General features: G+C 55.8%; 23 protein-coding genes and 1 tRNA gene. 13 read left to right on the top strand and 11 right to left on the bottom strand.

What is annotated here, in order from left to right; all coding sequences use genetic code 11:
• Window positions 1-2 precede the first annotated feature (2 nt).
• Window positions 3-75 (bottom strand) — tRNA-Gly (locus Q0796_RS12480).
• 104 nt (window positions 76-179) lie between these two features.
• Window positions 180-725 (bottom strand): oligoribonuclease, encoded by a 546-nt coding sequence (gene orn, locus Q0796_RS12485; protein ID WP_298443709.1) that lies wholly within the window; start codon window positions 723-725, stop codon window positions 180-182.
• 87 nt (window positions 726-812) lie between these two features.
• Between orn and rsgA the strand changes: the two genes are divergently transcribed.
• The 8 genes from rsgA (at window position 813) to Q0796_RS12525 (ending at window position 9,059) form a co-directional block, all read left to right on the top strand.
• A complete protein-coding gene (rsgA, locus tag Q0796_RS12490; protein WP_298443711.1) occupies window positions 813-1,865 on the top strand; it encodes a small ribosomal subunit biogenesis GTPase RsgA in 1,053 nt (350 codons plus the stop codon).
• A gap of 24 nt (window positions 1,866-1,889) precedes the next feature.
• Window positions 1,890-2,753: an archaetidylserine decarboxylase gene (gene asd / locus Q0796_RS12495; RefSeq protein ID WP_298443891.1), complete on the top strand. Its 864-nt coding sequence runs from the start codon at window positions 1,890-1,892 to the stop codon at window positions 2,751-2,753.
• Between the two features lie 163 nt (window positions 2,754-2,916).
• Entirely contained in the window at window positions 2,917-6,087 is a 3,171-nt protein-coding gene (locus Q0796_RS12500) for a mechanosensitive ion channel domain-containing protein (protein WP_298443714.1), read from the top strand.
• Between the two features lie 16 nt (window positions 6,088-6,103).
• A complete protein-coding gene (locus tag Q0796_RS12505) occupies window positions 6,104-6,865 on the top strand; it encodes a glycerophosphodiester phosphodiesterase family protein (RefSeq protein WP_298443717.1) in 762 nt (253 codons plus the stop codon).
• A complete protein-coding gene (locus Q0796_RS12510; RefSeq protein ID WP_298443720.1) occupies window positions 6,862-7,761 on the top strand; it encodes a D-2-hydroxyacid dehydrogenase in 900 nt (299 codons plus the stop codon). Before Q0796_RS12505 ends, Q0796_RS12510 begins: the two co-directional genes overlap by 4 nt.
• A gap of 186 nt (window positions 7,762-7,947) precedes the next feature.
• On the top strand, window positions 7,948-8,139 hold the full coding sequence (locus Q0796_RS12515; protein WP_298443722.1) for a (2Fe-2S)-binding protein: 192 nt from the start codon (window positions 7,948-7,950) through the stop codon (window positions 8,137-8,139).
• 133 nt (window positions 8,140-8,272) lie between these two features.
• Entirely contained in the window at window positions 8,273-8,755 is a 483-nt protein-coding gene (gene bfr, locus Q0796_RS12520) for a bacterioferritin (RefSeq protein ID WP_298443724.1), read from the top strand.
• 43 nt (window positions 8,756-8,798) lie between these two features.
• The gene (locus Q0796_RS12525) at window positions 8,799-9,059 is read left to right on the top strand and encodes a superinfection immunity protein (protein ID WP_298443727.1); all 261 of its coding nucleotides are present in this window, start codon (window positions 8,799-8,801) and stop codon (window positions 9,057-9,059) included.
• 55 nt (window positions 9,060-9,114) lie between these two features.
• On the opposite strand, the gene Q0796_RS12530 is transcribed toward Q0796_RS12525, so the two are convergent.
• The 6 genes from Q0796_RS12530 to efp all read right to left on the bottom strand — a co-directional run bounded on the left by Q0796_RS12530 (window position 9,115) and on the right by efp (window position 14,072).
• Entirely contained in the window at window positions 9,115-9,894 is a 780-nt protein-coding gene (locus tag Q0796_RS12530) for a metal ABC transporter permease (protein WP_298443730.1), read from the bottom strand.
• Window positions 9,891-10,799 carry a zinc ABC transporter substrate-binding protein gene (locus Q0796_RS12535; protein WP_298443732.1) on the bottom strand — a complete coding sequence of 303 codons (909 nt, stop codon included), beginning with the start codon at window positions 10,797-10,799 and terminating at the stop codon, window positions 9,891-9,893. The genes Q0796_RS12530 and Q0796_RS12535 overlap by 4 nt, the downstream gene beginning before the upstream one ends.
• Window positions 10,783-11,988, bottom strand: a complete 1,206-nt coding sequence (locus Q0796_RS12540; RefSeq protein WP_298443893.1) for a hypothetical protein — start codon at window positions 11,986-11,988, stop codon at window positions 10,783-10,785. The genes Q0796_RS12535 and Q0796_RS12540 overlap by 17 nt, the downstream gene beginning before the upstream one ends.
• 97 nt (window positions 11,989-12,085) lie before the next feature.
• Window positions 12,086-12,361, bottom strand: coding sequence for a DUF2946 family protein (locus Q0796_RS12545; protein WP_298443734.1), 276 nt, complete (start codon window positions 12,359-12,361; stop codon window positions 12,086-12,088).
• Between the two features lie 96 nt (window positions 12,362-12,457).
• Window positions 12,458-13,423, bottom strand: a complete 966-nt coding sequence (gene epmA, locus Q0796_RS12550) for an elongation factor P--(R)-beta-lysine ligase (RefSeq protein ID WP_298443738.1) — start codon at window positions 13,421-13,423, stop codon at window positions 12,458-12,460.
• A gap of 79 nt (window positions 13,424-13,502) precedes the next feature.
• The gene (gene efp, locus Q0796_RS12555) at window positions 13,503-14,072 is read right to left on the bottom strand and encodes an elongation factor P (protein WP_298443741.1); all 570 of its coding nucleotides are present in this window, start codon (window positions 14,070-14,072) and stop codon (window positions 13,503-13,505) included.
• A gap of 40 nt (window positions 14,073-14,112) precedes the next feature.
• On the opposite strand from efp, the gene epmB reads away from it, so the two are divergent.
• Entirely contained in the window at window positions 14,113-15,135 is a 1,023-nt protein-coding gene (gene epmB, locus Q0796_RS12560) for an EF-P beta-lysylation protein EpmB (protein ID WP_298443744.1), read from the top strand.
• A 41-nt stretch (window positions 15,136-15,176) separates the two neighbouring features.
• The gene (locus Q0796_RS12565; protein ID WP_298443747.1) at window positions 15,177-15,734 is read left to right on the top strand and encodes a dienelactone hydrolase family protein; all 558 of its coding nucleotides are present in this window, start codon (window positions 15,177-15,179) and stop codon (window positions 15,732-15,734) included.
• A gap of 54 nt (window positions 15,735-15,788) precedes the next feature.
• On the opposite strand, the gene Q0796_RS12570 is transcribed toward Q0796_RS12565, so the two are convergent.
• On the bottom strand, window positions 15,789-16,637 hold the full coding sequence (locus tag Q0796_RS12570; RefSeq protein ID WP_298443749.1) for a TraB/GumN family protein: 849 nt from the start codon (window positions 16,635-16,637) through the stop codon (window positions 15,789-15,791).
• 70 nt (window positions 16,638-16,707) lie between these two features.
• On the opposite strand from Q0796_RS12570, the gene Q0796_RS12575 reads away from it, so the two are divergent.
• On the top strand, window positions 16,708-17,019 hold the full coding sequence (locus Q0796_RS12575) for a prephenate dehydrogenase (protein ID WP_298443751.1): 312 nt from the start codon (window positions 16,708-16,710) through the stop codon (window positions 17,017-17,019).
• A 65-nt stretch (window positions 17,020-17,084) separates the two neighbouring features.
• On the opposite strand, the gene Q0796_RS12580 is transcribed toward Q0796_RS12575, so the two are convergent.
• A complete protein-coding gene (locus tag Q0796_RS12580) occupies window positions 17,085-17,612 on the bottom strand; it encodes a DUF3016 domain-containing protein (protein WP_298443754.1) in 528 nt (175 codons plus the stop codon).
• Between the two features lie 353 nt (window positions 17,613-17,965).
• On the opposite strand from Q0796_RS12580, the gene Q0796_RS12585 reads away from it, so the two are divergent.
• Window positions 17,966-19,063 carry a GGDEF domain-containing protein gene (locus Q0796_RS12585; protein WP_298443755.1) on the top strand — a complete coding sequence of 366 codons (1,098 nt, stop codon included), beginning with the start codon at window positions 17,966-17,968 and terminating at the stop codon, window positions 19,061-19,063.
• A gap of 325 nt (window positions 19,064-19,388) precedes the next feature.
• Window positions 19,389-20,558, top strand: a complete 1,170-nt coding sequence (locus Q0796_RS12590; protein ID WP_298443759.1) for a MerR family transcriptional regulator — start codon at window positions 19,389-19,391, stop codon at window positions 20,556-20,558.
• Between the two features lie 1,297 nt (window positions 20,559-21,855).
• On the opposite strand, the gene groL is transcribed toward Q0796_RS12590, so the two are convergent.
• Window positions 21,856-23,505, bottom strand: a complete 1,650-nt coding sequence (gene groL, locus Q0796_RS12595; RefSeq protein ID WP_298443762.1) for a chaperonin GroEL — start codon at window positions 23,503-23,505, stop codon at window positions 21,856-21,858.
• Window positions 23,506-23,533 lie beyond the last annotated feature (28 nt).

Here is a 23,533-nt window from a genome sequence, read left to right on the forward strand (position 1 = left end):
GGAGCGGCACATGAGGTTCGAACTCATGACCTCGACCTTGGCAAGGTCGCGCTCTACCAACTGAGCTAGTGCCGCATCACAACGCTTTGCAACGAACAGTTGTCGTCAAAAGCGAGGCCGCATTATAAGGGAAATCCTCATGCTGACAACCCCCGAAACAGCAATTTTTTACTGCTTGCTCAAATTTTGAAAACAGTTTGGCGATAAAATGACAATTCAGCAATGGATTCGCGAATATCATCAAGCGCTTGGTGCGATCCGCTCTTACTAAACTGTTCCAACAGTTCTGGCTGCCAGCGGCGCGTCAGCTCTTTAATGGTGCTGACATCCAAGTAACGGTAGTGGAAATACGCTTCCAACTGCGGCATCTGCTTCACCAAGAAGCGTCGATCTTGGCCAATGCTGTTGCCACAAATCGGTGACTTACCTTCTGGCACCCATTGCTGCAGAAACTCGATAGTCTGCGCTTGCGCCTCTTCAATGCTGACGCTGTCGTGGCGCACACGCTCAACCAAACCGCTTTCGCCGTGGGTACGCACATTCCAATCGTCCATTTTTGCCAGTTCACTTTCGCTCTGGTGCACCGCCAGCACCGGCCCTTCAGCCAGCACATTCAATTGACTGTCGGTCACTATGGTGGCGATCTCGATGATCTTATGTTGTTCCGGATCCAGTCCGGTCATTTCCAAATCAATCCAGATCAGGTTGTTGGGATCTAGTGACATCGTACCCTCGCTTCGCAGCCATTTTCATCAGAACGTAGTATCATACGGGTTCTTTAGATTATTACCCACAGGTTAGCTAGGAGCACCGTGAGCAAAGGCAAAAAAAAGCTGACTAAAGGTCAATTGCGCCGCGTTCGTGCCAATCGTGATAAGCGTTTGTCAGGAAAAAAAGATCCGGTTTGGGAAAATGACCAACTCGGCCCGCAGATTTGGGGTCGGATCATCAGCCGCTTTGGCCAACACGCCGATGTCGAAACCAGCGCAGGCGAAGTGTTTCGCTGTAACCTGCGCCGCACCATCGGCAGCGTTGTGGTTGGCGACGAAGTGGAATGGCGCCAAGGCAATGAGATCAACGCAGGCATTGCCGGTGTGGTGGAAGCCGTGCACCCACGCCGCAGCGAACTGAAACGCCCAGACTATTACGATGGCCTGAAGCCGGTCGCCGCCAACATCGATCAAATGCTGATTGTCTCTGCGGTGGTGCCTGAACTCTCGGCCATGATCATCGACCGCTACTTAGTGGCCGCCGAAGACACCGGCATCCCGCCTATTTTGGTGCTCAACAAAATCGATCTGTTGGATGACGAAGGCTTAGAGGTGGTAAATCAGATTTTGGCGCCTTACCGCGAAATCGGTTACCCAATCCATCTGGTCAGCTCCACCACTGGCGAAGGATTAGAGCAACTGCAGCAGCTGTTGCCTGACAACATCAGCATCTTTGTCGGCCAATCCGGTGTCGGTAAATCCTCAATCGTCAATACCCTGATGCCCGATCTGAACTTAGAGGTGGGCGAAGTATCAGAAAACTCCGGCCTTGGGCAGCACACCACCACCACCGCCAAGCTCTTACGCTTTCCCGGCGGCGGCGATCTCATCGATTCCCCCGGAGTGCGTGAGTTTGCGTTGTGGCACCTAGAGGCGGATCGCGTAAGCTGGGGCTTTAAAGAGTTCCGCGATGTGCTGGGCAGCTGCAAGTTCCGAGATTGTAAGCACGGTAATGATCCCGGTTGCGCTTTGCGTCAGGCTGTGGAAGATGGCGTAATCAGCGTGCAACGCTTTGATAACTATCAACGAATTTTAGAAACGATGGATACGGATCGCTCTACCCGTCACTTCGTCGACCCGCTTAAAGATAAATAGAACAATAGAGGCAAGCTCGTGTCCTTGGACCAACTTAAAGTAAAACTGCAGTATCTGATGCCCCAACATGGCGTATCTCGACTGGTTGGCCGCTTTGCCGCCGCCAAATGCGGCAAAGCCACCACTGCCGCCATTAACTGGTTTATCAAGCAGTACAAGATCGACATGGATGAAGCGTTGATCGACGATCCAAACCAGTTTGAAACCTTCAACGACTTCTTTACCCGCGAATTGAAGCCGGGCCTGCGCCCATTAATTGGCGACGACAGCACCGTGATCCAACCGGTTGATGGCCGCGTTAGCCAAGCGGGCCCGATTAAGGTTAACCGCATCATCCAAGCGAAGGGACACGACTACACCGTCGATACCCTGCTGGGCGGCCACGCTGAAGATGCCGATCCGTTTCGTGATGGCCACTTCACCACCATCTATCTGTCGCCACAGGATTACCACCGCATCCACATGCCGTGCAGCGGCACCCTGCGTAAGATGATCTACGTACCGGGGGATCTGTTCTCGGTTAACCCGTTAACCGCCGAAAACGTCCCGGGGCTGTTTGCTCGTAACGAACGAGTGGTCACCATTTTCGATACCGAACAAGGACCGATGGCGATGGTACTGGTTGGCGCCACCATCGTGGCTTCAATTGAAACCGTTTGGGCTGGCACCATTACTCCACCAACTGGGGCGATGATGAGCTGGGAATACCCCGCGGATGGTTTAGGCGCAATTAAGCTAGAAAAAGGCGAAGAGATGGGTCGCTTTAAACTGGGCAGCACCATTGTTGCCTGTTTTGCCCCAGACTTTATCGATGATTTTGTTGCTGGCTTTACCCCTGGCGCGCAAACCCGTTTGGGCCAAATGATGGCGTTAACCAAAGCCAAATAAGGTTCGCCGTAGCAGCATCATTTACCAAGGAGGCCATCGGCCTCCTTTTTGTTGGCGCAGCCAAAATATTGCCACCGAAAAAGCCGCTAACAGCAATAGTTTCAGGGCATTATCTCGGCTAATATTATGCCGTGATTTTGGCCCTTCGACTAAGTTGTACACCATGTGGCGCTCTTCCCTGTTTTGCCTGTTTTTGTTGCTCACCTTCACCAGCCAAGCCGCTGGTCCTTTTTCATTGGAACGTCGGCTTAACCCCTTTGGGGTGCAACAAGGCCAAGCGATCACCCTCGCGCAGTGGCAACAGCAAAGCAGTCAGCTCCAGCAACAGGGGCAGCAGCATCAGCAACTGCTCGAGATGTTCAGCCAGCGCCAAGCCCAACTGCAGCAGCAGTTGCAGCAGCCACTGTCGAGCCAAGTGGATCCAAGCCAAGATCTCAGCCAGCAAAGTTCCATGGCTCACAACCAGTTGCAACAGCTTAAAACCAGCAGCAACACCTTAACCGAGCGCCTAACCGAACTGCGCGGGCGCTTAGATGCCCTGCCCGACGCCGAACAACAAGCCAACCAACAGTGGCAGTTGGCGCAGCAGCAAAACAACAGCAGCCCCATCGCCCAAGCACAACAGCGTTATTTCCGTCAGCTGGAACAAACGCTGATCTTGGAACAACAAGCCTTGCCACGGCAGATCCAGCTGCTGCAGCTGCAACAACGGCTGGTGCAAAGCCAACAGGCGGATCTGGAGCTGCGGCTGCGTAATCTCAGCAACGCCACTACGGCAGCCCGTCGAGCCCAAAGCCGTGCCGCCATTACCTCGGCCTATCAAGGGATCAACGCCGATACCGCGCTGTCGCGCCTCAGCGAGCAAAACGCCAACTACGCCCGCGCGTTGGCCGAAGCTAATGGCCGCCTCGAACAGATCAACCGCAGCCTGATCCGCACCGAACAACAACACCAAAGCCTGTCGGCCGAGCACAACATCACCCGCGAACAATTGGACTGGCCCAGCAACAGCGCGGGGTTGGGCCAAGCGTTGATCCAGCGCTTAAAGCGGCTGCAACAGAATTGGCCAACGCCGCTGGATGGCAGCATCATTACCCAGTCTCGTGTGAACCGATACGACTACGAGCTCAAGCGCGAAAAGCTGCAACGACAGCTGCAACAACCCATCGACAACAACGCCAAACACAAACTGGTCGAGCGCCAATACCAGCTGTTGCAGCAGCTGCTGCAAGCCAACGAGCAGCTGATGGTGGATTTCAGTCGCCTTAAGCTGCAGCAAGATCAGCTCACCCGCTTAAACCAGCGCTTCCAAGATCTGATCACCGAAAACATGTTGTGGCTGGCCAATGCTCGGCCGCTGGACAGCACTATTTTCAGCGAACTGTGGTTCAGCCTGACTTGGCTGTTTGATGGCCAGCGTCTGCAGGAGTTGCAGCAATCAATCAACCACAACAGCCTGTATTGGTCGTGGTGGTTACTGCTGGTGGTCTTCTTAGCGGCGGTGCTGGATCTCAGCCGCAATCGCTTAGCCCGCAGCCGCGAAGCACACGCACGGTTTGTCGGTAACGTAACCCAAGATAAATTTAGCGCCTCCACCCAAGCGATGGCACTGGCCTTTGGCTACAGCCTGTTGCTGCCCGCGCCGCTGTGGGTGGCTGGGCTGATCTTCTACCACGGCGACGGCAGTAACTTTGCCCACGCCGTTGGCGCGGGGTTACTGGGGTTGGCCTTAGTTGGCCAGTTTTATTGGTTACTGCATCAGTTGTGTCACCCCAACGGGCTGTTGGTGGCGCACTTTCGCCGCAATCCCCCCTTGGTGGCACGCACCTTGGCCTTTTTGGCGCGGATGCACGTGCTCGGCGCGCCGGCGGTGGCCATCATTGCCTTAACGCAAGTGGTCGAACTGACCCAGCTGCGCGACAGCTTAGGGCGATTGGCCTTTATTGGCCTGTGTTTGTTGCTGTTTTCGGTGTATCGCCAGCTGGCCAAATTCGCCGAAGAATACCACCGCTTTCACAGCCATCGCGGCACCAACCGGCGCTTGCTGGAACGGCTGCTGTGGCAAGCCTTAACCCTGTTGCCGTTGCTGGCCTTAGCGCTGACGGTGCAAGGCTATTACTACAGCGCCCAACAGGCACTGGGGCAGGCGCAGATCACCGTTACCGTAGGGGCGCTGTACCTGCTCAGCTACCTGATGGTGAAACGGCGCATCTTAATTGAACGGCGCCGCTTGCAGCTGGCACAGGCGCGGGCCAAACGCGCCGAGCTGCTGGCGCAACGTGAAAAAGACAAAGTGGATGGCAACCTCAGCATCGATGGCACCCTCGACATGCCCGAAGAGCCGCAGATCGATCTGGATACCATCTCCACTCAATCGTTGGGGCTGATGCGCTCGGTGCTGATCTTGGCGTTTGTGTTCTCGTTGGTGGCGCTATGGAGCCAAACCCATCCGGCGGTGTTCAGCTTTTTGGATTCGATCACCTTGTATTCCAGCAGCCAGATGATTGGCGGGGTCGAGCAAGCGCTGCCAATCACCCTAAAATCCATTGTGGCCGCAGCGCTGTTTGGCGGCTTCAGCTACCTGATTGCCAGCAACCTGCCCGGCTTGTTAGAGCTGGTGATCCTGCAGCGGCTGGATCTCACCCCCGGCACCGGCTTTGCTATCTCCACCATCAGCAAATACTTGGTGTACCTGTTCGGCACCATCGCCACCTTTTCTGCCTTAGGGTTAGCGTGGAGCCAGATGCAGTGGCTGATCGCCGCGCTGACCGTTGGCTTGGGCTTTGGCTTGCAAGAGATTTTCGCCAACTTCATCTCCGGCCTGATCATCCTGTTTGAAAAGCCGATCCGCATTGGCGACACCGTCACCATCCGCGATCTCACCGGCACGGTCTCTAAAATTCAGATCCGCGCCACCACCATCGTTGATTGGGATCGAAAAGAGATCATCGTGCCCAACAAGGCGTTCATCACCGAGCAGCTGGTGAACTGGTCGCTGTCGGACGCCATTACTCGAGTGATCCTAAAAGTTTCGGTGGCGCGCGAGTCCGATCCGGCCTTGGTTGATGCGGTGCTGCATCAGGCGGTCAGCGAATGCCCACTCGCGTTAGAGCAACCGGCGGCGGAGATCTTCTTCGATGGCTTTACCGGCCACACCCAAAACTTCGAAGTGCGGGTGTATGCCGACGAGATGGGCAAACGCTGGCCGCTGCGTCACGATCTGCACATGCGCATTAACGCCAAGTTCAAAGACGCAGGCATCGTCATGGCCTATCCGCAAATGGACTTGCACATCAACAACGAAGTGAAAGAGACTGGCTTAATTCGCAGTTAACTCAAGGTGTTCAGGGATGAAGATTATTGCCCACCGTGGTGCCAGCGCCGCCGCCATTGAAAATACGCTGGCGGCGATGCAGCTGGCACTGGAGCACGGGGCTGACGCCATCGAACTGGATGTGCATCTGTGCCAACAGCAGTTGGTGGTGTTTCACGATTTTAGCGTGAATCAACTCAGCAACGGCCGCGGCCAAATCGCGGAGTTAACCTTGGCTCAACTGCAAGCCCTGCAGCTGCACCCCAAGCGCGGCAGCGCCTTAGCCAAAACCCAGCCGCAGCTGCGCGCCCAGATCCCCACCCTGTGGCAGGTGCTCGAAGCGCTGGCCGACAGCGGCATTGATATCAATATCGAGCTCAAAGGGGCCAACTGCGCCCAAGCACTGCCGCCACTGCTGCAACAAGCGGAGCAACGGCTGGGCTATCGGCCCGAGCAATTCATTATTTCGAGCTTCGATGGCGCCCAGCTGCAAGTGCTGCGTCAGCAGACCAAGCGATACCCCATTGGTGCCCTAACCGAACAGTGCCCTGCTGATTTGGCGCAATTTGCCAGCGACTTACACGCCGGTGCCCTGCACGCCAATCGCCGTACCATTACCCCAGCACTGATTGATGACGCCCATCAACGAGGGTTAACAGTGTACGTTTATACCGTTAACAGCCCCACAGAGGTGCGCCGCATGGCCGCCCTTGGCGTTGATGGCATCTTTACCGATCACCCTAAGCGCAGCCGCGAACTGCTGCAGCTCACAACGTCATGCCAAGGTTGGCTTACATGATTGCGATCCTCTCTGCTCGTCACTTTAACCGCTACCAGCGTTTACTCGCCCCCCATCAGATTGAGTGCAGCGCAGATCCGGCCGCCGCCGACGTGTGGCTGGCTGAACCGGCACTCGCCGCCAAGGCGCTGCAACAGGGGCATCGGCCACGCTGGATCGCCAGTGTCTATGCTGGAGTGGATGCGTTGCTGCAAAGCGGGATCGAAGCCGATTATCAGCTCACGAATGTGCGCGAAGTGTTTGGCCCACTGATGACCGAATACGTGTTTGCCCAACTGCTAAGCCGTTTACGCCAACTGCCCCGCTACGCCGAAGCCCAGCAACAACAGCAGTGGCGTCCCAAAGGGTACGGCAGTCTTGCCCAACAAACCCTTGTGCTGGTTGGCACCGGTAATATTGGCCAGTGCATCGCTAAAGCCGCCAACGCCTTCGGCATGACCGTGATCGGAGTGAATACTGACGGTCGCGACATCGACGGCTTTCAGCGCTGCTATCCCAGCAACCAATTGCACCAAGCGCTCGCTCAGGGGGATGCGGTGGTCTCGATCTTGCCCAGCACCAGCGCCACCGAAAAGCGGTTTGATGCCAGCGCCTTTGCGGCGATGAAAGCCGAGGCCGGCTTTATTAACGTTGGCCGTGGCAGCGCCGTAGATACCAACGCCTTAACCGCAGCCTTAACCGAGCAGCGGTTGGCCTTTGCGGTGCTGGATGTGTTCGAGCAAGAACCGTTGCCGTCGTCGTCGCCGTTGTGGCACTGCCCCAATCTCACCATTACCCCGCACATCGCCGCCGCCAGCTTCCCCGAACAGGTTGCGAGCCAGTTTATCGACAACCTCCAGCGCGACCGTCAAGGCGAGCCGTTATGGCATTTAGTGGATAAGCAAAAAGGCTATTAACCCTGAGTAAAGTGCGACAACTGCCGCACTCAGATCGCAGCTTCTGCTGCCTTGCCACCCAGTTCACGGTTTTTAATAACCACTTGAATCAAATTCGCGAGGTTTTGGTCTATTATCGAATTGGACATGCGAATCGTTTGCATTTACGCTTCGTCCTGTTGTTCAAATTGATACTGGAGCCAAACGATGTACATCTGTGTTTGCTATGGCGTAACCGACTCTCAGGTTAAACACGCGGTCGAACAAGGCGCTGATGATCTGAAAAGTCTGCAGGAAAAGCTGCAGGTCGGCCGTCAATGCGGCAAGTGCATCAAGGCCACCATTGAGATGATGGAGCAAACCAAAGATCTTACCCCTAATTACTATCAGGTAGCCTAAGCCCAGCGCTTTGTCTGCTTAGCCGTTGCTCGGCAATTCTGCTTTTGGCGCAGTGTATTTATACGCTGCGCCTTGTCACGTCCCCAAATCTTTGCCATGTTTGACCAACACATTCACTGCTGGATGCAATGTCATGAAAGCCGATCCAAAAGTTATTGCATGTTTAAACAAAGTGTTGGGCAACGAACTTATCGCCATCAATCAGTACTTCTTACACTCGCGCATGTACAAAGACTGGGGCTTGCACCAGCTTGGGGATTACGAGTACCACGAGTCCATCGACGAGATGAAACACGCCGATTGGCTGATTGAGCGGATCCTGTTTCTGGAGGGACTGCCCAACCTGCAAAGCCTTGGCAAGTTACGCATTGGGGAACACACCCAAGAGATGCTGCAGTGCGATTTAGCACTCGAAATGGACGCCATTCCCGATCTGCGCGACGGCATTGAATACTGTGAGTCGATCCGCGATTACGTCAGCCGCGATCTAATGCAGCGGATCCTCGATTCCGAAGAGGAACACGTGGATTGGCTGGAAACCCAGTTATCGTTGATCGAAAAAGTGGGCATTGAAAATTACCAACAAAGCCAAATGGGGCAACAGCCCGCCGGCTAAGCGTTACTAACAGCACAACCGGTTCACGGAGGAGCCCACCCAGATGTTCGATAAGGTAGAGACACTTTTCAATTCCGCTAACTACGGCTTTATGGCGCTGGCCGCCCTCGCCATTGTTGTGGTGTGGTTTCTTCCAGCGCTGCTGGCGCTTATTTTTAATCGCAAACATGTTAAATACATTGCCATGGCGTGTGTGCCCGCGGGGCTCTCTTTTGTCGCTTGGGGCGCTGTTTTGGTGTGGGCGTGCACCGGTAAGGTGGCCAGCCGATTCGCCAGCAAAGTGGCGGCAGATAAAGCCGTTTAAGCGCAAGGTTGGCTCAAAAAAGCCCGCAACTGCGGGCTTTTTTAATGGCTTATCCTCAATCGAGCGACTTCACCTCAACATTGAGATCCTGCGGTAAGGGCAACAGCCGGATCACCAACGCCACCGCGGCCAACACCATCACAATGGTGGCCCCAGCCGGCAGATCCCAACGCAGCGACAACGCCAAGCCCATCAAGTAAGCGCACACGCCCACCAGATAACCGCCCACCAAAGCCGCCGCTCCGTGCAAGCGATTCACCGCCAGCGCCGGCAGGATCAAACTGGCAAACACCAGATACACGCCAACCAACTGCACCGAGAACGTAATCATTAAGGCAAACAGCGGATAGAAGGCGCGGCCAACCAGCAGCGACGGTCGCCACCACAGCAGCGCACACACCGCCACCGTCGCAATCGCCGGCCACAACAGCGCCGGCCAATCGCTCCACAGGATCTGGCCAGAGAGCAGCTGCTTCAGCAGTTCGCCACCATGAGGATCATTGGCCAACACCAGCATTGCCGCCACCGCCGACAGCACATACAGGCAGCCGATCACCGCCTCCAGTTCTGTTTTGGCAATCCGTTCGAGCCACGCAATCAAGCCAGCGCCTGCCAGCGCAAACAGCAGCGGCAGCCACCAATGCACCCCAGGCAGGTGGTGCAACAGGTGCGAGGTACTGGCCAGTACCGCCCCAAACGCGGCGATCTGGGCAATGGCCAAATCGATGAAGATGATGCCACGGCGCAGCACTTGCTGCCCCATCACCACATGGCTGGCTAACACGATAAGCCCAGCCACTAAGGCGGGCAGCACAATGCTGATGTTTTCGCTCATGGCTGCTGTGCCTGCAACAGTCGGGTTAGCACCTGATCGTACAACGCAAACAGATCGTCAATGCCGTCCACACCTGGGCCAAACGGCAGCTGTAACGCCGTTACGTTAGCGCGCTTGGCTAACCAGTTGGCGCCACGGGCGTCTTGGTAACCGGTGTAGATCACCGCCAGCGGCGGCTGCGCTTGCGCGCGTTGCAGCAGCGTGGCCAAGTGGGCAGCCGTCGGCGCCACCCCAGGCTTGGGCTCTAAATCGGCGATCTGTTCCAGCTCTAGCCAATCAAACAGGTACATAAAGCTCGAGTGGTAGGCGATCACTTTATGGCCCTGCAGCGGTTTGGCTTGTAACTGCCAGCGGGCGGTTGCCTGCTGCCAGCGCGCATCAAAGTCCTGCCAATTGGCTTGGTAGGCACTGCGATTCGCCGGATCAATCGCCATTAAGCGATCGCGAATGGCCACGGCGATTTTGCCAACCCGTTGGGGCGAGAAGTGAAAGTGCGGATTGCCGCCAGCGTGCACGTCGCCCATGCTGCGATCCACATGATCCAGTTTGCCCAACGGCTCAACCACATCGCTGGCGTACAGCATCCCCAGTTGCCCATCACGCACGCGGGCGTTGTTGGCCTTCATCTGCAGCATCGGCAGCCAGCCGATCTCCAGCTCCGCGCCAGCACAGATGGCCAGATCCGCGCGGCGCAGCTTAGCGATTAAGCTTGGCCGCGCTTGCACATGGTGAGGATCCTGTAAAGCGGTGGTGGCGCTGAAGACAGTCGCTTCAGGGGCGATCTCTTGCGCCAGCGCCGCGTATTCGCTTTCGCAGGTAAACAGGTTCAGTGCAGCTGCTGGCATGGCGGCGAGCAACAGGCTCGCCGCCAATACTGGCCGCATCAAATTAGAATTGATGTGCACCATGCGCTCCTAAGGCCATTACAAATTGCAGCGTAACCACGTTGTCGTCTTGGCGGTTCAAGGCGCCGTCGATATTGCTGTATTGCAACCGTACCGTCGAGAAGTGGCTGTTGTGCCACGCCACCATCACTTCACTCTCTTTGAGACTGGCGTCTTCAAAATGAGTATGGAAATGATCGTCATGGGGCTCAAGGTGAACCTCTGTCACATCCACCTCGCCGTAACGCAGCCCCGCAGACCAACTTGGGTTGATCTGGTACACCGAAGAGACATACCAACCGCTGTGATCTTCGCTGCGGCCTTCGAAGCTGTCTTCAAGGCGCATGTACTCAGCGGATAAGGTCAGGTGATTGTGCTTGTAGTTCCCCTCTGGCGCCCACTTGTACACCGCATCCACCGCCAACAGTTTCTCACCGGTGTAAGACGCGCCATGGCTGTGGCCGTGCGCGTCCTCTTCCGCGTGCTCCTCTTCAGCGTGGGCTGCGCCCATGCCGTTGCGGTTATGCAGGTAGGATAAACCCAGCTGCCAGCTTTGGCTTAAGCCGATGTCGCCGCCCAATTTAGCGTAACCGTGGATCACGCCGATGGATTCGGTTTCATGGGCCTCTTCGTCATGACCGTGGTCATCTTCTTCATGATCTTCGTCGCCGTGATCTTCATGATCATGCTCTTCCTCATGCTCTTCCTCATGCTCGTCATGGCTGTCAGCAGACGCAATCAACGGATCACCGCTGAACACTTCCACGCCGAACGTCAGGTAGGTGTCGGTTGGGGCAACCCAGTTCAAACGCACACCATCATCGAAGTAGTGGCCGCCCAAGAAGGAACGGTACACCGCTGGGCGCTCAACAAAGGCGTCACTGTGCAGGTGTTGGCTGTTCAAGTAACCGATGTCAGACATAAAGCGACCGGCACGCAGCGACAAACCGTACGGCAGTGCCAGCGTTTGGATAAAGGCTTCTTCCAGCTCCACCTCGGTGCTGCCATCTTCGGTGGCAATGATGGTGGTTACCTTGCCAAAGAACTGATCGTCAATGGCACCCGACAGCGCCAACTCCGTTTCACCCAAGCCAAAACCATCTTCGCGATGGCTGTTTTCGCGATCGCCATCTTGGTAGTAGCCATCCAGCACCAAGCTGATGTTAGGCATTTCTGTGGCCATTGAGGTAGCCGAAGTCGCCAGCATCATGCCAGCCAAAATTGGATTAATACGCATTTTTTTGTCCTAATTCACGCAACAACAATCGCCCACGCAGGGGCGGGTAATAGTTAAAAAGTTGAGGTGATCAGAACGAAGGAGGGGCGCGGATGGCGTAGCGGCGAACACCCCTGATTGGCGCTGCCGCAATGGGGCTGTTATCGCTTTGCAGTGCTTGCGCCGTCGGCAGCGGGGGGCTGCTGGCACTGGCAAGCCCAGCGTTAAGATTGTCGTACTGCTGACACCACTCACATACCGCATCGTGCTCACCCAGAATATGCGAACTCGCATGGGCTTGGGTGGCAAACGACAACAGCGCCAGCCACACAATCAGCAATGGGGTAAGAAAACGACGAGAGTTCATAGTCAGCGAGTCAGTTAACAATGGCTGCTAGGGTACGGCGTGAGAATGTAAACAACAAGGGGATGGATGTTACAAATCGCATCCCGCTGCATTTTGTTAAGCCCGTTGCACTGGAAAAGCGGTTACCTGCTCGATGTGATCGGCGCCAATCGCCAGCATCAACAACCGATCCACCCCTAAGGCCACGCCGGCGCAATCGGGCAAACCGTGGCGCAGGGCGGCGATCAGGTGCTGATCAATCGGCTTCGGTGGCAGGCCTAAGCTTTGCCGTTCGCGGTTGTCTTGTTCAAACCGCGCCAGCTGTTCATCGGCATCCGCCAGTTCATGGAAGCCGTTGGCCAGCTCTATCCCTTTAAAATACACCTCAAACCGCCCAGCCACCCGCGGATCGGTGGCGCTGATCCGCGCCAGTGCCGCTTGGTTGGCGGGAAAGTCGAACACCATTAACGGCACCGTTTGCCCAATCTGCGGCTCAATCACCATCGAGAACAGCATCTGCTGCAATGGCGCGGTGGTGGTTTCGGTTAGGGCGACATCCCCCAGGCCATGCTTAACGCACTCTTGCTGCAGCTCGGCCACAGTGGCGGTTAATGGATCCAGCCCCAACACCTGCATAAACACCTGCTGGTAACTGGCCTGCTCTGGGGCATTGCACCCCAAGGTGGCTTGCAGCAGCTGCGCCATCTCGGCCATCAAGTCGTGCTCGTTAAAGCCAACTCGATACCACTCCAGCATGGTGAATTCCGGATTGTGGTAGCGGCTGCTCTCCTCGTTACGGAAGCTTTTGCAGATCTGGTAGATGCTGCCCACACCGGCGCACAGCAAGCGCTTCATGTGGAATTCCGGCGAGGTCATTAAATGCAGCCCCAACCCTTGCGATGCACCGGGGCCAACAAAGGTGGTTTCAAAGCTGTACAGGTGCGGATCGGTCACCGTGGCTTGGCTCATGGCTGGGGTGTCCACTTCCAGCACATCGCGCTGGGCGAAAAAGTCACGGATCTGCCGTAACAGCGTTGCACGGCGGCGCAGTTGCGCCACATCGGCGGTGGGTTGCCAGTTCATCAAGCACTCCAGTTTAAACGGTAGAAACAAAAAGAGCGGGCCTAGGCCCACTCTTTGTCGTTAAGGGTGTTGGCGGCAATTACTTGCGCACACGCTCAACGTATTCAGCACTGCGGGTATCAACCTTTACGGTTTCACCGATGGTGATAAACAGTGGTACGCGGATAACCGCCCCAGTAGACAAGGTGGCTGGCTTGCCGCCGGTACCTTGAGTATCGCCTTTCAGGCCAGGATCGGTTTCAGTCACTTCCAGCTCAACGAAGTTTGGCGGAGTAACCACGATTGGACGACCATCCCACAGGGTCAGGGTACAAACGTCTTGTTCAACCAACCACTTCTTCGCATCGCCAACGGCTTTCTCGTCGGCAGCGATCTGCTCGAAGGTGTCGTTGTTCATGAAGTGCCAGAACTCACCATCTTCGTACAGGTAAGCCAAGTCGTAATCCATCACGTCCGCGCCTTCAACAGCTTCACCAGACTTAAAGGTCTTTTCGAAGGTTTTGCCACTCAGCAGCTTGCGGATCCGAACGCGGTTTACCGCCTGGCCTTTACCCGGCTTAAATACATCGTTTTCGATAATGCTGCACGGCTCGCCGTCTAACATTATTTTTAAGCCGCTTTTAAAATCGTTCGTGGTGTAAGATGCCATCTTCTTTAGTTCCAGCAATTCCGTTGATATTAACCGCGTAATGATAACCCGAAATCCCGATTCTGTGCAGTGCCTTGACCGCCGTTGGCAACATGAAGTGGCGAACGCCTTTAGCGATCCCGAACAACTGTTGGCCTTTTTGGGGCTAGATCCCCAGCAATATGGCGACGGTTTGCAAGCCCGCAAGCTGTTTCCGATGCGGGTGCCCCGCGCCTTTGCCGCCAAAATGCGCCACGGCGACGCACAGGATCCGCTGCTGCAACAGGTGTTGCCGATTGGCTCGGAATTTATCGACCGCGTTGGGTTTAATACCGATCCCACCGACGAACAAGACACCGCCGCACCAGGATTGCTGCACAAATATCGGTCGCGGGCGCTGCTGATGTTGCGCGGCGGCTGCGCGGTCAATTGCCGTTACTGCTTTCGTCGTCACTTCCCTTATCAGGATCATAAGGTCGGCCAAGCCGAGATTGCCGCCGCCATCGATCACCTCAATCACGACAGCAACATCAACGAGCTGCTGCTCTCTGGTGGCGATCCGTTGATGGCGCGGGACGATCACCTAACCGATCTGTTTGCCCAACTGCGCCAAGCCAAACACCTTAAGCGCGTACGCATTCATACCCGCTTACCGGTGGTGATCCCCAATCGCATCACCGACGACTTTATCCGCCTGTGCCAGCAGGCGCCGTGGAAAATCGTGCTGGTGCTGCACATCAACCACGCCAATGAGATTTGCGATGTTCTGGGGCAACAACTGGCCAAATTAGCCGCCGCAGGGGTGACGCTGCTGAACCAAGGCGTGCTGCTAAAGGGCATTAACGACAGCGCGCCCATATTAGCGGCACTGTCCGAACGCCTGTTCGAGGTGGGCGTGCTGCCCTATTACCTGCATCAGTTGGATAAAGTGGCCGGAGCCAGCCATTTTGAAGTCAGTGATGACCAAGCCCGCACCATCATGGCGGCGCTTATCGCCGAGTTGCCGGGCTTTTTGGTGCCAAAGTTAGTGCGCGAAGTGGGCGGCCAAGCATCGAAAACCCCGATTGATCTGCACTTAGGCTAACGCTAGCATTAGCGCCAGATCGGAATGTTCAAGGAAGTATCATGACCGCACCACTGCTACTGGTTACCGACATCTGGGGCCAACACCAAACGCTTGATCCATTACTGGCCGAGCTGGCGCAGCATTTTCCACAGGTAACGGTGCTGGATCCCTACAGCGGCCAGCGCTTTGTGTTTAACAGCGATGCCGATGCCTATGGCTACTTTCAACGCCGCTGCAGCGCCCGTGCTTATCAACAGAAGCTGCAGCAACGGCTTGATAACGCCGACGGTAAGATTAACCTGCTGGCCTTTAGCGCAGGGGCTAACGCCGCGTGGCCACTGCTGGCGCAATCCAACAAGGTAAACAAAGCCGCGCTGGTGTACGGCAGTCAGATCCCAACCGAAGCCGAACTGGCGCCCAAGTGCCCAACGCAACTGTGGTTATGCCAAGACGACGACGGGGTAAAGGCGCAGCAAAGTGCGTTAAATCAACACGCCGATCTGGTGATCAGCGAACAGCCCCACGGCTACTTTAATCCCCGCAGCCAAGGCTACGATCCCATTGCTGCCACCCAAGATCTGGCCATCTTAATTCGCTATCTGCAGCGCCAAGACTAGCCAGCTCGGCAACGGCCAGTAGCAGCCACTGGCCGTTCATTTCCACCGAATCCGCTATTCCACTGCACGACACTGGCTGCGCCAACAATCGGTAACGGTAACCCCCTGTTGCCGCAATAATGCCACCACGCTGCTTTCCCCCAGCAGATGCGCGGCGCCAACGGCCACCAACAGCTTCGATTGCTCCTGCAGCAAGGCTTTGGTTTTCTTGGCCATCTGTTGATTGCGCTGCACCAGCAACAACTGCATCAACTCATCGTTTTCGTATTCTTGTAAAAACAGCGCCTGCAACGCAGCGCGGTCGCCCTGCCGCCACGCCAACACCATCTGTTCTATATCCACCTCGGCGATGGCCGCTTGCACCATCTGCAAGTTGGCGTCACGGCTTAACGAATCAAACAGCTGCATCTGCTGCGTCATGCCCTCAAGCTCTAACAGCGGTCGGTTGGCAAACCGCTGCGACAACTGGCTTTCCACCCCAAAGGGGGCGGAATAGCCCTGTTTCGCCATCAGCCCCACCGCAATTTGCGAACTCAGCAACCACGGCGCCAGATCCAAATTGCACTGCAACTGCAGCTGATCGCAGCGGCTTTGGATCTGCTTCGCCAACGCCGCGGGCAATGGCTGCTTAGCCAGCGCGTACTGGGCAAACAACTGCGGCAACTGGGGATCATTCGGATTGGCTTCCAGCACCAACGCCTCGGCATCAACAATGGCCCGTTCAATGATCGCCGCCATCGGGTAGAAGTCGGCTTTGCCCACGTGGATAGATCCCAGCAACCAGCCCTGTTGTTGCCCCAGCTGCAATTGATAAAACAGCGGCCGATCCGATGGCGCCGCCAGCAAGCGACTGGGCAACAACAGCACCGATAGCATCAGTGTGATAGATAAAAAGCGGATCATCCTTACCCTCTTATTGAGTCCCAATAGCGTGCTACCTATAATTCCCCCCAATTCAACAAGAGGAATCGCCGTGTCTTACCAAACCATCATTGATCAATTCCGCAACAGCTTACAAACAGCTTACCGACAAGGGATCGACGCCGATGCAGTGCTGGATCAACTGCAAAAAGATGGTCAGGGAAAATTCGCTACGATCTTTGCCGACGACGCAGGCTTTAGCACCAGCGCCAACCGCTTTGGCCCCTACATTAAAGAGCTCGGTGAAACCCTCATCGCCTTTGAACAGCAGCCAGACAATCAGCAACTGGCCAAGATGGTCAAACAGCTGGAACTGCTGTTAACCACCTTGGCGCAATTGCGCGCGCAGATTAAAGCCAAATAACGGCACTGCACACACAACAACGCCGCCCACAGGGGCGGCGTTGTTGTTCTTGAATCTGCGTAGCGTTAACGGTTTGCCAGCGAAGGCACCAACTTACGATTAACCCACCCGTCGATCATGGTCATTTCAAAGTGCAGCGCCTGATTGCTGTAACGCAGCGAACTGCGAGAATCAAAACCCAAATCATTCAGCTTCACTTGCTGCTGTTCAACCACTTTGCCGTTGCCGTCTTTAAGTTGGTAAGTGAAATCCATTTTCGGTGGGTACACCGATTTCACCACCCGAATGTCATTGGCTGTGGCACCAAAGGTGGGGCGCACATCACCGGCTAAATCCAAATTGGTTACGGTGATCACCATGGTGCTGCCCGCTTGCAGCTTGGGGGTGATCTTCTTTTGCATGTGCTTGCCCAAACTGGCGAACACATGATTCTGATAACGAGACTGGATCCCAGACGCCGCTTTTACGTCGCGATACTCACTGGGCTTTTGCCACACCACGGTGACATCACCGTCTTGTTGAGGCCACGGCTGCTCTGCGGCCACTGCCGCACTACTAATCAGCGCTGCCGCCAACCAAACCAGTTTTTTCATCTGCCGTTCCTCACTGCCGTAACTCATTCACATCTTTAGAGGGGGGGTGCCGCAAAAGATTCAATTTTGTTCAATAAACCACAGCAACAAATCGCTAACGCGCTGTAAATAATGTCGAAGTCGCTTCAACTTACGACAATTATGGTTGCGAAGAAAGACGTGATGCCCTGCTTTCAGTGGTGGCCACACGGATGGTTAAAAGTGATACTGCCGCGTTAGCACACTCCAATCGCCGCTGCCCGCATCAACCCACAATTTCGGCGGTTTTATCCCAATAATCACGACCGCTTCGCAGGCGCAATCCAGACGAATGGCTACTATAGCGGCGAGAATTGCTACCGCAGATTACCCCCATGACCTCCTTCCAATGGAACCGCAACTTTGTCACCGGTTTTGCCAGCGTTGATGACCAGCACCACCAACTGGTTGAGCTGATCAACGAACTGGGCGAGTTGCTTACCGAGAACCGCTTTGAACAAGACAAAGCGCAAGCGTTGATCCAAACCTTAGCCAACTACGCCACCCATCACTTTCAAGATGAAGAAGCGTTAATGGCGGCGAACAAGATCGATCCGCGCCACCTGCAGCCCCACGTTGAAGAGCATCACCACTTTCTCAGCGAAGTAACCGCGCTGCAGGCGGTGAATAACGAAACCTCCGCCACCTATTTATTGGATTTTCTAACCCATTGGCTCGCGTTCCATATTCTTGGCCAAGATCAAAACATGGCGCGGCAGTTAGAACAGATCGACGCCGGGGTAAGCCCAGCAGCGGCGTTTGAGGCCCAGCAGCGCAGCCGAGATCCCGCCACCAGCACGTTATTGGATGCCATTAGTCGGCTGTTTACCCAAGTCAGTACCCGCAACCAAGAGCTGTTCCAACTGAACCAAAGTTTGGAAGCCAAGGTAACCGAGCGTACCGAGCACTTGCACCAAGCCAACCACGAACTCAAGACCCTGTCGTTAACCGACAGTCTGACCCAGCTGCCTAACCGCCGTCATGGCATGCAGGCGCTGGAAGCGATGTGGCAAGAAGGCGCCATCAAGCAACGGCCGCTGACCGCGATGCTGGTGGACGCCGATAACTTCAAACAGGTGAACGACCGTTACGGCCACGACAGCGGCGATCGGGTACTGATAGAACTTGCCCGCAATCTGCAAGCGGGAGTACGCACCGACGACATGGTCTGTCGCCTTGGTGGCGATGAGTTTCTGATCCTCTGCCCTAATACCTCAACCACTGGCGCCAACACCTTAGCCCAGCAGCTGGTGGCTAAGGTGGCCGCCCTGCAAGTGCAAACCGGCGACGCCCACTGGCACGGCAGCATCAGCTTAGGCGTTGCTACCCAACTGCCCTGCGGTGACAACTTTGAAGCGCTGATCAAACAGGCGGATCTTGGAGTCTATGCCGCCAAAGAAGCCGGGCGTGGTTGTGCCCGCAGCGTGGGTTAACCCATCCGCTTACGCCCGCCACCGGCGCGGGCTAACGCCAAGCCAGCTGAGCCAAGGCGATTGGCAATCCCCCATATCGCCGACGTTTTCGAACGTCGGTTTTTGGTTTCAACCCTTGTCGCCAACCGCGGCGGCTACGCTGTACCGAGCAATACCCACGAGCGAATACCCACGGGCGGATCCCCAGCGGCGAATCCCCAGCGATGAACCCCCAGCGACGAACCAAGCCCACTTTGCCGCCTAAGCCGCTTGACCTGTCTATAGCTTTATACTTTATCGTAACCATCACGTCGGGGCAGTTTGCCGCTAAGGAACCACTTTACGGATGTACCAGATAACGCAACTGGCCAAGCTGTGCGGCTTGTCTCGCACCGCCTTGCTCTACTACGAAAAGCTGGGGCTGATCCACGGTCAGCGCCAGCCCAACGGTTATCGCGTCTATCACGACAGCGATCTGCAACAGGTGCGGCTGATCCAGCAACTGCAAGCGGGCGGGCTTACCCTCGCCCAGTGCAAACGCTGCCTGGAAGCCAAGCTTGATCGGGCCATGCTCAGCGAGCGGCTGCAACAGCTAGAGCAAGAGATCGCCGCTAAGCAGCAAGCCCATGCCCTGCTGAACGGCTTGCTCGGCAACGCCAATTTGCAGCAGTGGCACCAACAGTTAGATGCCCTAGCCCCAGACGCACACATGCAATGGTTAATCACCCAAGGGTTTACCGAGAAACAAGCCCTACGACTACGATGGTTATCAAAAGAGATGAATCAACACGACAGCTACATGGCCGACTTTATGGCCATCTTTAACGGCCTAGAACGCTGGGGCCCCGGCTCTGCAACCGACAGCCTGCGCGCGCTGGCCGCCCTGCCCGCTGCCCCTCAGCAGCTGCTGGAAATTGGCTGTGGCAATGGCCTTGCCACCGCCCTATTGGCCGAGCACACCCAAGCGCAGATCTGCGCCATCGACAACGAAGAGACCGCGCTGGCCAAGCTAAGCGAAAAGATGGCCGCACTGGGCTTTGGCGAGCGGGTGCAGCCCCACTGTGCCAGCATGACCGCCCTGCCATTCCAACCAAACCGCTTTGATCTGATCTGGTGTGAAGGCAGCGCCTACATCATGGGGGTAGAACAAGCCCTGCAGCAGTGGCGACCACTGTTGCAAGCCCAAGGCTGCTTGGTCATGAGCGATCTGGTGTGGCTAACCGAGCAGCCCAGCGCCGCCGCCAAAGCGTTTTGGCACAACGACTACCCCGCCATGACCAACGTCAGCACACGGCTGCAGCAGATTGAAGCCGCAGGTTATCAAGTGCTTACTCACTTCAGTTTAAGCGAGGCCGCGTGGGCCGGTTACGCCCAGCCACTGCAGCAACGAGTCAACCAACTGAAGCCGAGCATGAGCGACTCCCAAGCCATTGCCGACATTGAAACCGAGCTCGACATCTACGCCAACCACCTTGGGGAATTTGGCTATCAGATGTTTGTGCTGCAGAAGCAGTAACGGTGCGGCAATAGAGCCTTTTCAGCGTTGCCGGTAACTTACCCAAGGGAGCGGTCGCGGTGGCGACGGCACACAAGCTCGTAGAAAAGAGGGGGATCCTCCCTTTGGGATCCCCATTGCCTTAGGCACGGCATCGATACACCATCCTTGGTTTTGCGATGCACTCGCAACATCCTGTTGCTCAGCCTCACGTTGCAGTACACCGTTCAACGCTGTGCTGTTGGCGAAAGAGCACGGTACGGCGTAGATACCCTGTCGCAGCGCAAACGTCGGATTACCCCCGCAAAAAGCACTGGCTAATGCCGACCTACGACGATCACATTCTCACTACAGTTTCCCCACCATGCCGTAGGTTTGATTAGCCGCAGGCGTAATCGAACACTGGGGCGGGGTTGCAACAAAACGTCGGATTACGCCCCAAAAACACGGGCTAATCCGACCTACGATGATCACATTCACACTACAGTTTCCCCACCATGCCGTAGGTTTGATTAGCCGCAGGCGTAATCGAACACTGGGGCGGGTTGCAACAAAACATCGGATTACGCCCGCAAAAAGCACGGGCTAATGCCGACCTACGACGATCACATTCACACTACAGTTTCCCCACCATGCCGTAGGTTTGATTAGCCGCAGGCGTAATCGAACACTGGTACGGGGTTGCAGCAGCCAAACGCCGGATCACGCCCCAAAAACACGGGCTGATCCGACCTACGACCATCACATCCACACTACGGTTTCTCCACCATGCCGTAGGTTTGATTAGCCGCAGGCGTAATCGAACACTGGGGCGGGGTTGCAACAAAACGTCGGATTACGCCCCAAAACACGGGCTAATCCGACCTACGATGATCACATTCGCACTACGGTTTCTCCACCATGCCGTAGGTTTGACTAGCCGCAGGCGTAATCGAACACTGGGGCGGGGTTGCAACAAAACGTCGGATTACGCCCCAAAAACACGGGCTAATCCGACCTACGATGATCACATTCACACTACAGTTTCCCCACCATGCCGTAGGTTTGATTAGCCGCAGTCGTAATCGAACGCTGGTACGGGGTTGCAGCAGCCAAACGCCGGTTAACGCCCCAAAAACACGGGCTGATCCGACCTATAGCCACCACCTCGGCGCTCCGGTTCCCCCATCATGCCGTAGGTTTGATTAGCCGCAGGCGTAATCGAACAATGACGCGAGATTTATCCCCTAAACGCCAGACAAACAAAAACGCCGACTGAGTTTCCTCAGTCGGCGTTTTCTAGGTAGGTCGGGGTTTATCCCAACGGGCTACCGCACGATTACATCATGCCGCCCATGCCACCCATGCCGCCCATGCCGCCCATGTCTGGGGCACCGGCTGCTGCGGCTTCTTGTGGCTTCTCAGATACCATCGCTTCAGTGGTGATCATCAGGCCAGCTACGGAAGCGGCAAATTGCAGCGCAGAACGGGTTACCTTGGTTGGATCCAAGATGCCCAGTTCAATCATGTCGCCGTAGGTGTCGTTACCGGCGTTGTAACCGAAGTTACCTTGGCCTTCTTTCACGTTGTTGGCTACCACAGAGGCTTCTACACCGGCGTTGTAGGCGATTTGACGCAATGGCGATTCCATCGCGCGCAGTGCCAGTTTGATGCCGACGTTTTGATCTTCGTTGTCGCCAGTCAGATCCGCCAGTTTCGCTGCGGCACGTACCAGTGCGGTACCACCACCAGCCACTACGCCTTCTTCTACCGCTGCGCGGGTTGCGTGCAGGGCATCTTCAACGCGATCTTTCTTCTCTTTCATTTCCACTTCGGTGGCGGCACCCACCTTGATTACTGCTACGCCGCCAGCCAGTTTGGCCATGCGCTCTTGCAGCTTCTCTTTGTCGTAATCAGAGCTGGATTCTTCGATTTGCGCTTTGATTTGAGCAACGCGACCGCTGATCTGTGCTTCTTCACCAGCGCCATCGATGATGGTGGTGTTGTCTTTAGAGATAACGATACGCTTGGCGGTACCCAGATCTTCCAAAGTGGCTTTTTCCAGCTCCATGCCGATCTCTTCAGAGATCACGGTGCCGCCAGTCAGGATAGCGATGTCTTGCAGCATCGCTTTGCGACGGTCGCCAAAACCTGGGGCTTTAACCGCTGCAACTTTAACGATGCCGCGCATGTTGTTGACAACCAAGGTGGCCAGCGCTTCGCCTTCCACGTCTTCAGCAACGATCAGCAGTGGCTTACCGGCTTTGGTCAGACCTTCCAGAATTGGCAGCAATTCACGGATGTTGGATACTTTCTTATCAACCAGCAGGATGAACGGGGAATCCATCTCTACGCTGCCGTTTTCGGCGTTGTTGATGAAGTAAGGCGACAGGTAACCGCGATCAAACTGCATGCCTTCAACCACATCCAGTTCGTTTTCCAGCGCTTGGCCTTCTTCAACGGTGATCACGCCTTCTTGGCCAACTTTTTCCATCGCGGTGGCGATGATTTCACCCACCATGGTGTCGGAGTTAGCCGAGATGGTGCCCACCTGTGCGATCGCTTTGGAATCAGCGCATGGGGACGCCAGCTCTTTCAGTTCGGCAACGGCAGCCACTACGGCTTTGTCGATGCCGCGCTTCAGATCCATTGGGTTCATGCCCGCCGCTACGGCTTTTAAGCCTTCAGCCACGATGGCTTGCGCCAGTACGGTGGCGGTGGTGGTGCCGTCGCCCGCTTCGTCGTTGGCTTTAGAAGCAACTTCTTTCACCATCTGTGCGCCCATGTTCTCGAACTTGTCTTCCAGTTCAATCTCTTTCGCTACAGATACGCCATCTTTGGTGATGGTTGGACCGCCAAAGGCTTTGTCCAGAACCACGTTACGGCCTTTTGGCCCCAAAGTTACTTTTACCGCGTCAGCCAGTACGTTTACACCAGCCAGCATTTTTACGCGGGCGTCATTACCAAATTTTACGTCTTTAGCAGCCATTGTTAGCTCCTTCTAGAATCTTGCTACA

This window comes from uncultured Ferrimonas sp., from assembly GCF_947489035.1.
Lineage (GTDB): Bacteria > Pseudomonadota > Gammaproteobacteria > Enterobacterales > Shewanellaceae > Ferrimonas.

Excerpts from the sequence above, each read along its gene's own strand:
- efp (WP_298443741.1), bottom strand. The coding sequence starts at position 14,072 with ATGGCATCTTACACCACGAACGATTTTAAAAGCGGCTTAAAAATAATG.
- orn (WP_298443709.1), bottom strand. The coding sequence starts at position 725 with ATGTCACTAGATCCCAACAACCTGATCTGGATTGATTTGGAAATGACC.
- Q0796_RS12580 (WP_298443754.1), bottom strand. The coding sequence starts at position 17,612 with ATGAAAAAACTGGTTTGGTTGGCGGCAGCGCTGATTAGTAGTGCGGCA.
- Q0796_RS12570 (WP_298443749.1), bottom strand. The coding sequence starts at position 16,637 with ATGATCCGCTTTTTATCTATCACACTGATGCTATCGGTGCTGTTGTTG.
- Q0796_RS12500 (WP_298443714.1), top strand. The coding sequence starts at position 2,917 with ATGTGGCGCTCTTCCCTGTTTTGCCTGTTTTTGTTGCTCACCTTCACC.
- Q0796_RS12585 (WP_298443755.1), top strand. The coding sequence starts at position 17,966 with ATGACCTCCTTCCAATGGAACCGCAACTTTGTCACCGGTTTTGCCAGC.
- Q0796_RS12510 (WP_298443720.1), top strand. The coding sequence starts at position 6,862 with ATGATTGCGATCCTCTCTGCTCGTCACTTTAACCGCTACCAGCGTTTA.
- groL (WP_298443762.1), bottom strand. The coding sequence starts at position 23,505 with ATGGCTGCTAAAGACGTAAAATTTGGTAATGACGCCCGCGTAAAAATG.
- Q0796_RS12590 (WP_298443759.1), top strand. The coding sequence starts at position 19,389 with ATGTACCAGATAACGCAACTGGCCAAGCTGTGCGGCTTGTCTCGCACC.
- Q0796_RS12505 (WP_298443717.1), top strand. The coding sequence starts at position 6,104 with ATGAAGATTATTGCCCACCGTGGTGCCAGCGCCGCCGCCATTGAAAAT.
- Q0796_RS12525 (WP_298443727.1), top strand. The coding sequence starts at position 8,799 with ATGTTCGATAAGGTAGAGACACTTTTCAATTCCGCTAACTACGGCTTT.
- bfr (WP_298443724.1), top strand. The coding sequence starts at position 8,273 with ATGAAAGCCGATCCAAAAGTTATTGCATGTTTAAACAAAGTGTTGGGC.
- epmA (WP_298443738.1), bottom strand. The coding sequence starts at position 13,423 with ATGAACTGGCAACCCACCGCCGATGTGGCGCAACTGCGCCGCCGTGCA.
- epmB (WP_298443744.1), top strand. The coding sequence starts at position 14,113 with ATGATAACCCGAAATCCCGATTCTGTGCAGTGCCTTGACCGCCGTTGG.
- Q0796_RS12565 (WP_298443747.1), top strand. The coding sequence starts at position 15,177 with ATGACCGCACCACTGCTACTGGTTACCGACATCTGGGGCCAACACCAA.
- Q0796_RS12530 (WP_298443730.1), bottom strand. The coding sequence starts at position 9,894 with ATGAGCGAAAACATCAGCATTGTGCTGCCCGCCTTAGTGGCTGGGCTT.
- Q0796_RS12545 (WP_298443734.1), bottom strand. The coding sequence starts at position 12,361 with ATGAACTCTCGTCGTTTTCTTACCCCATTGCTGATTGTGTGGCTGGCG.
- Q0796_RS12540 (WP_298443893.1), bottom strand. The coding sequence starts at position 11,988 with ATGATGCTGGCGACTTCGGCTACCTCAATGGCCACAGAAATGCCTAAC.
- Q0796_RS12515 (WP_298443722.1), top strand. The coding sequence starts at position 7,948 with ATGTACATCTGTGTTTGCTATGGCGTAACCGACTCTCAGGTTAAACAC.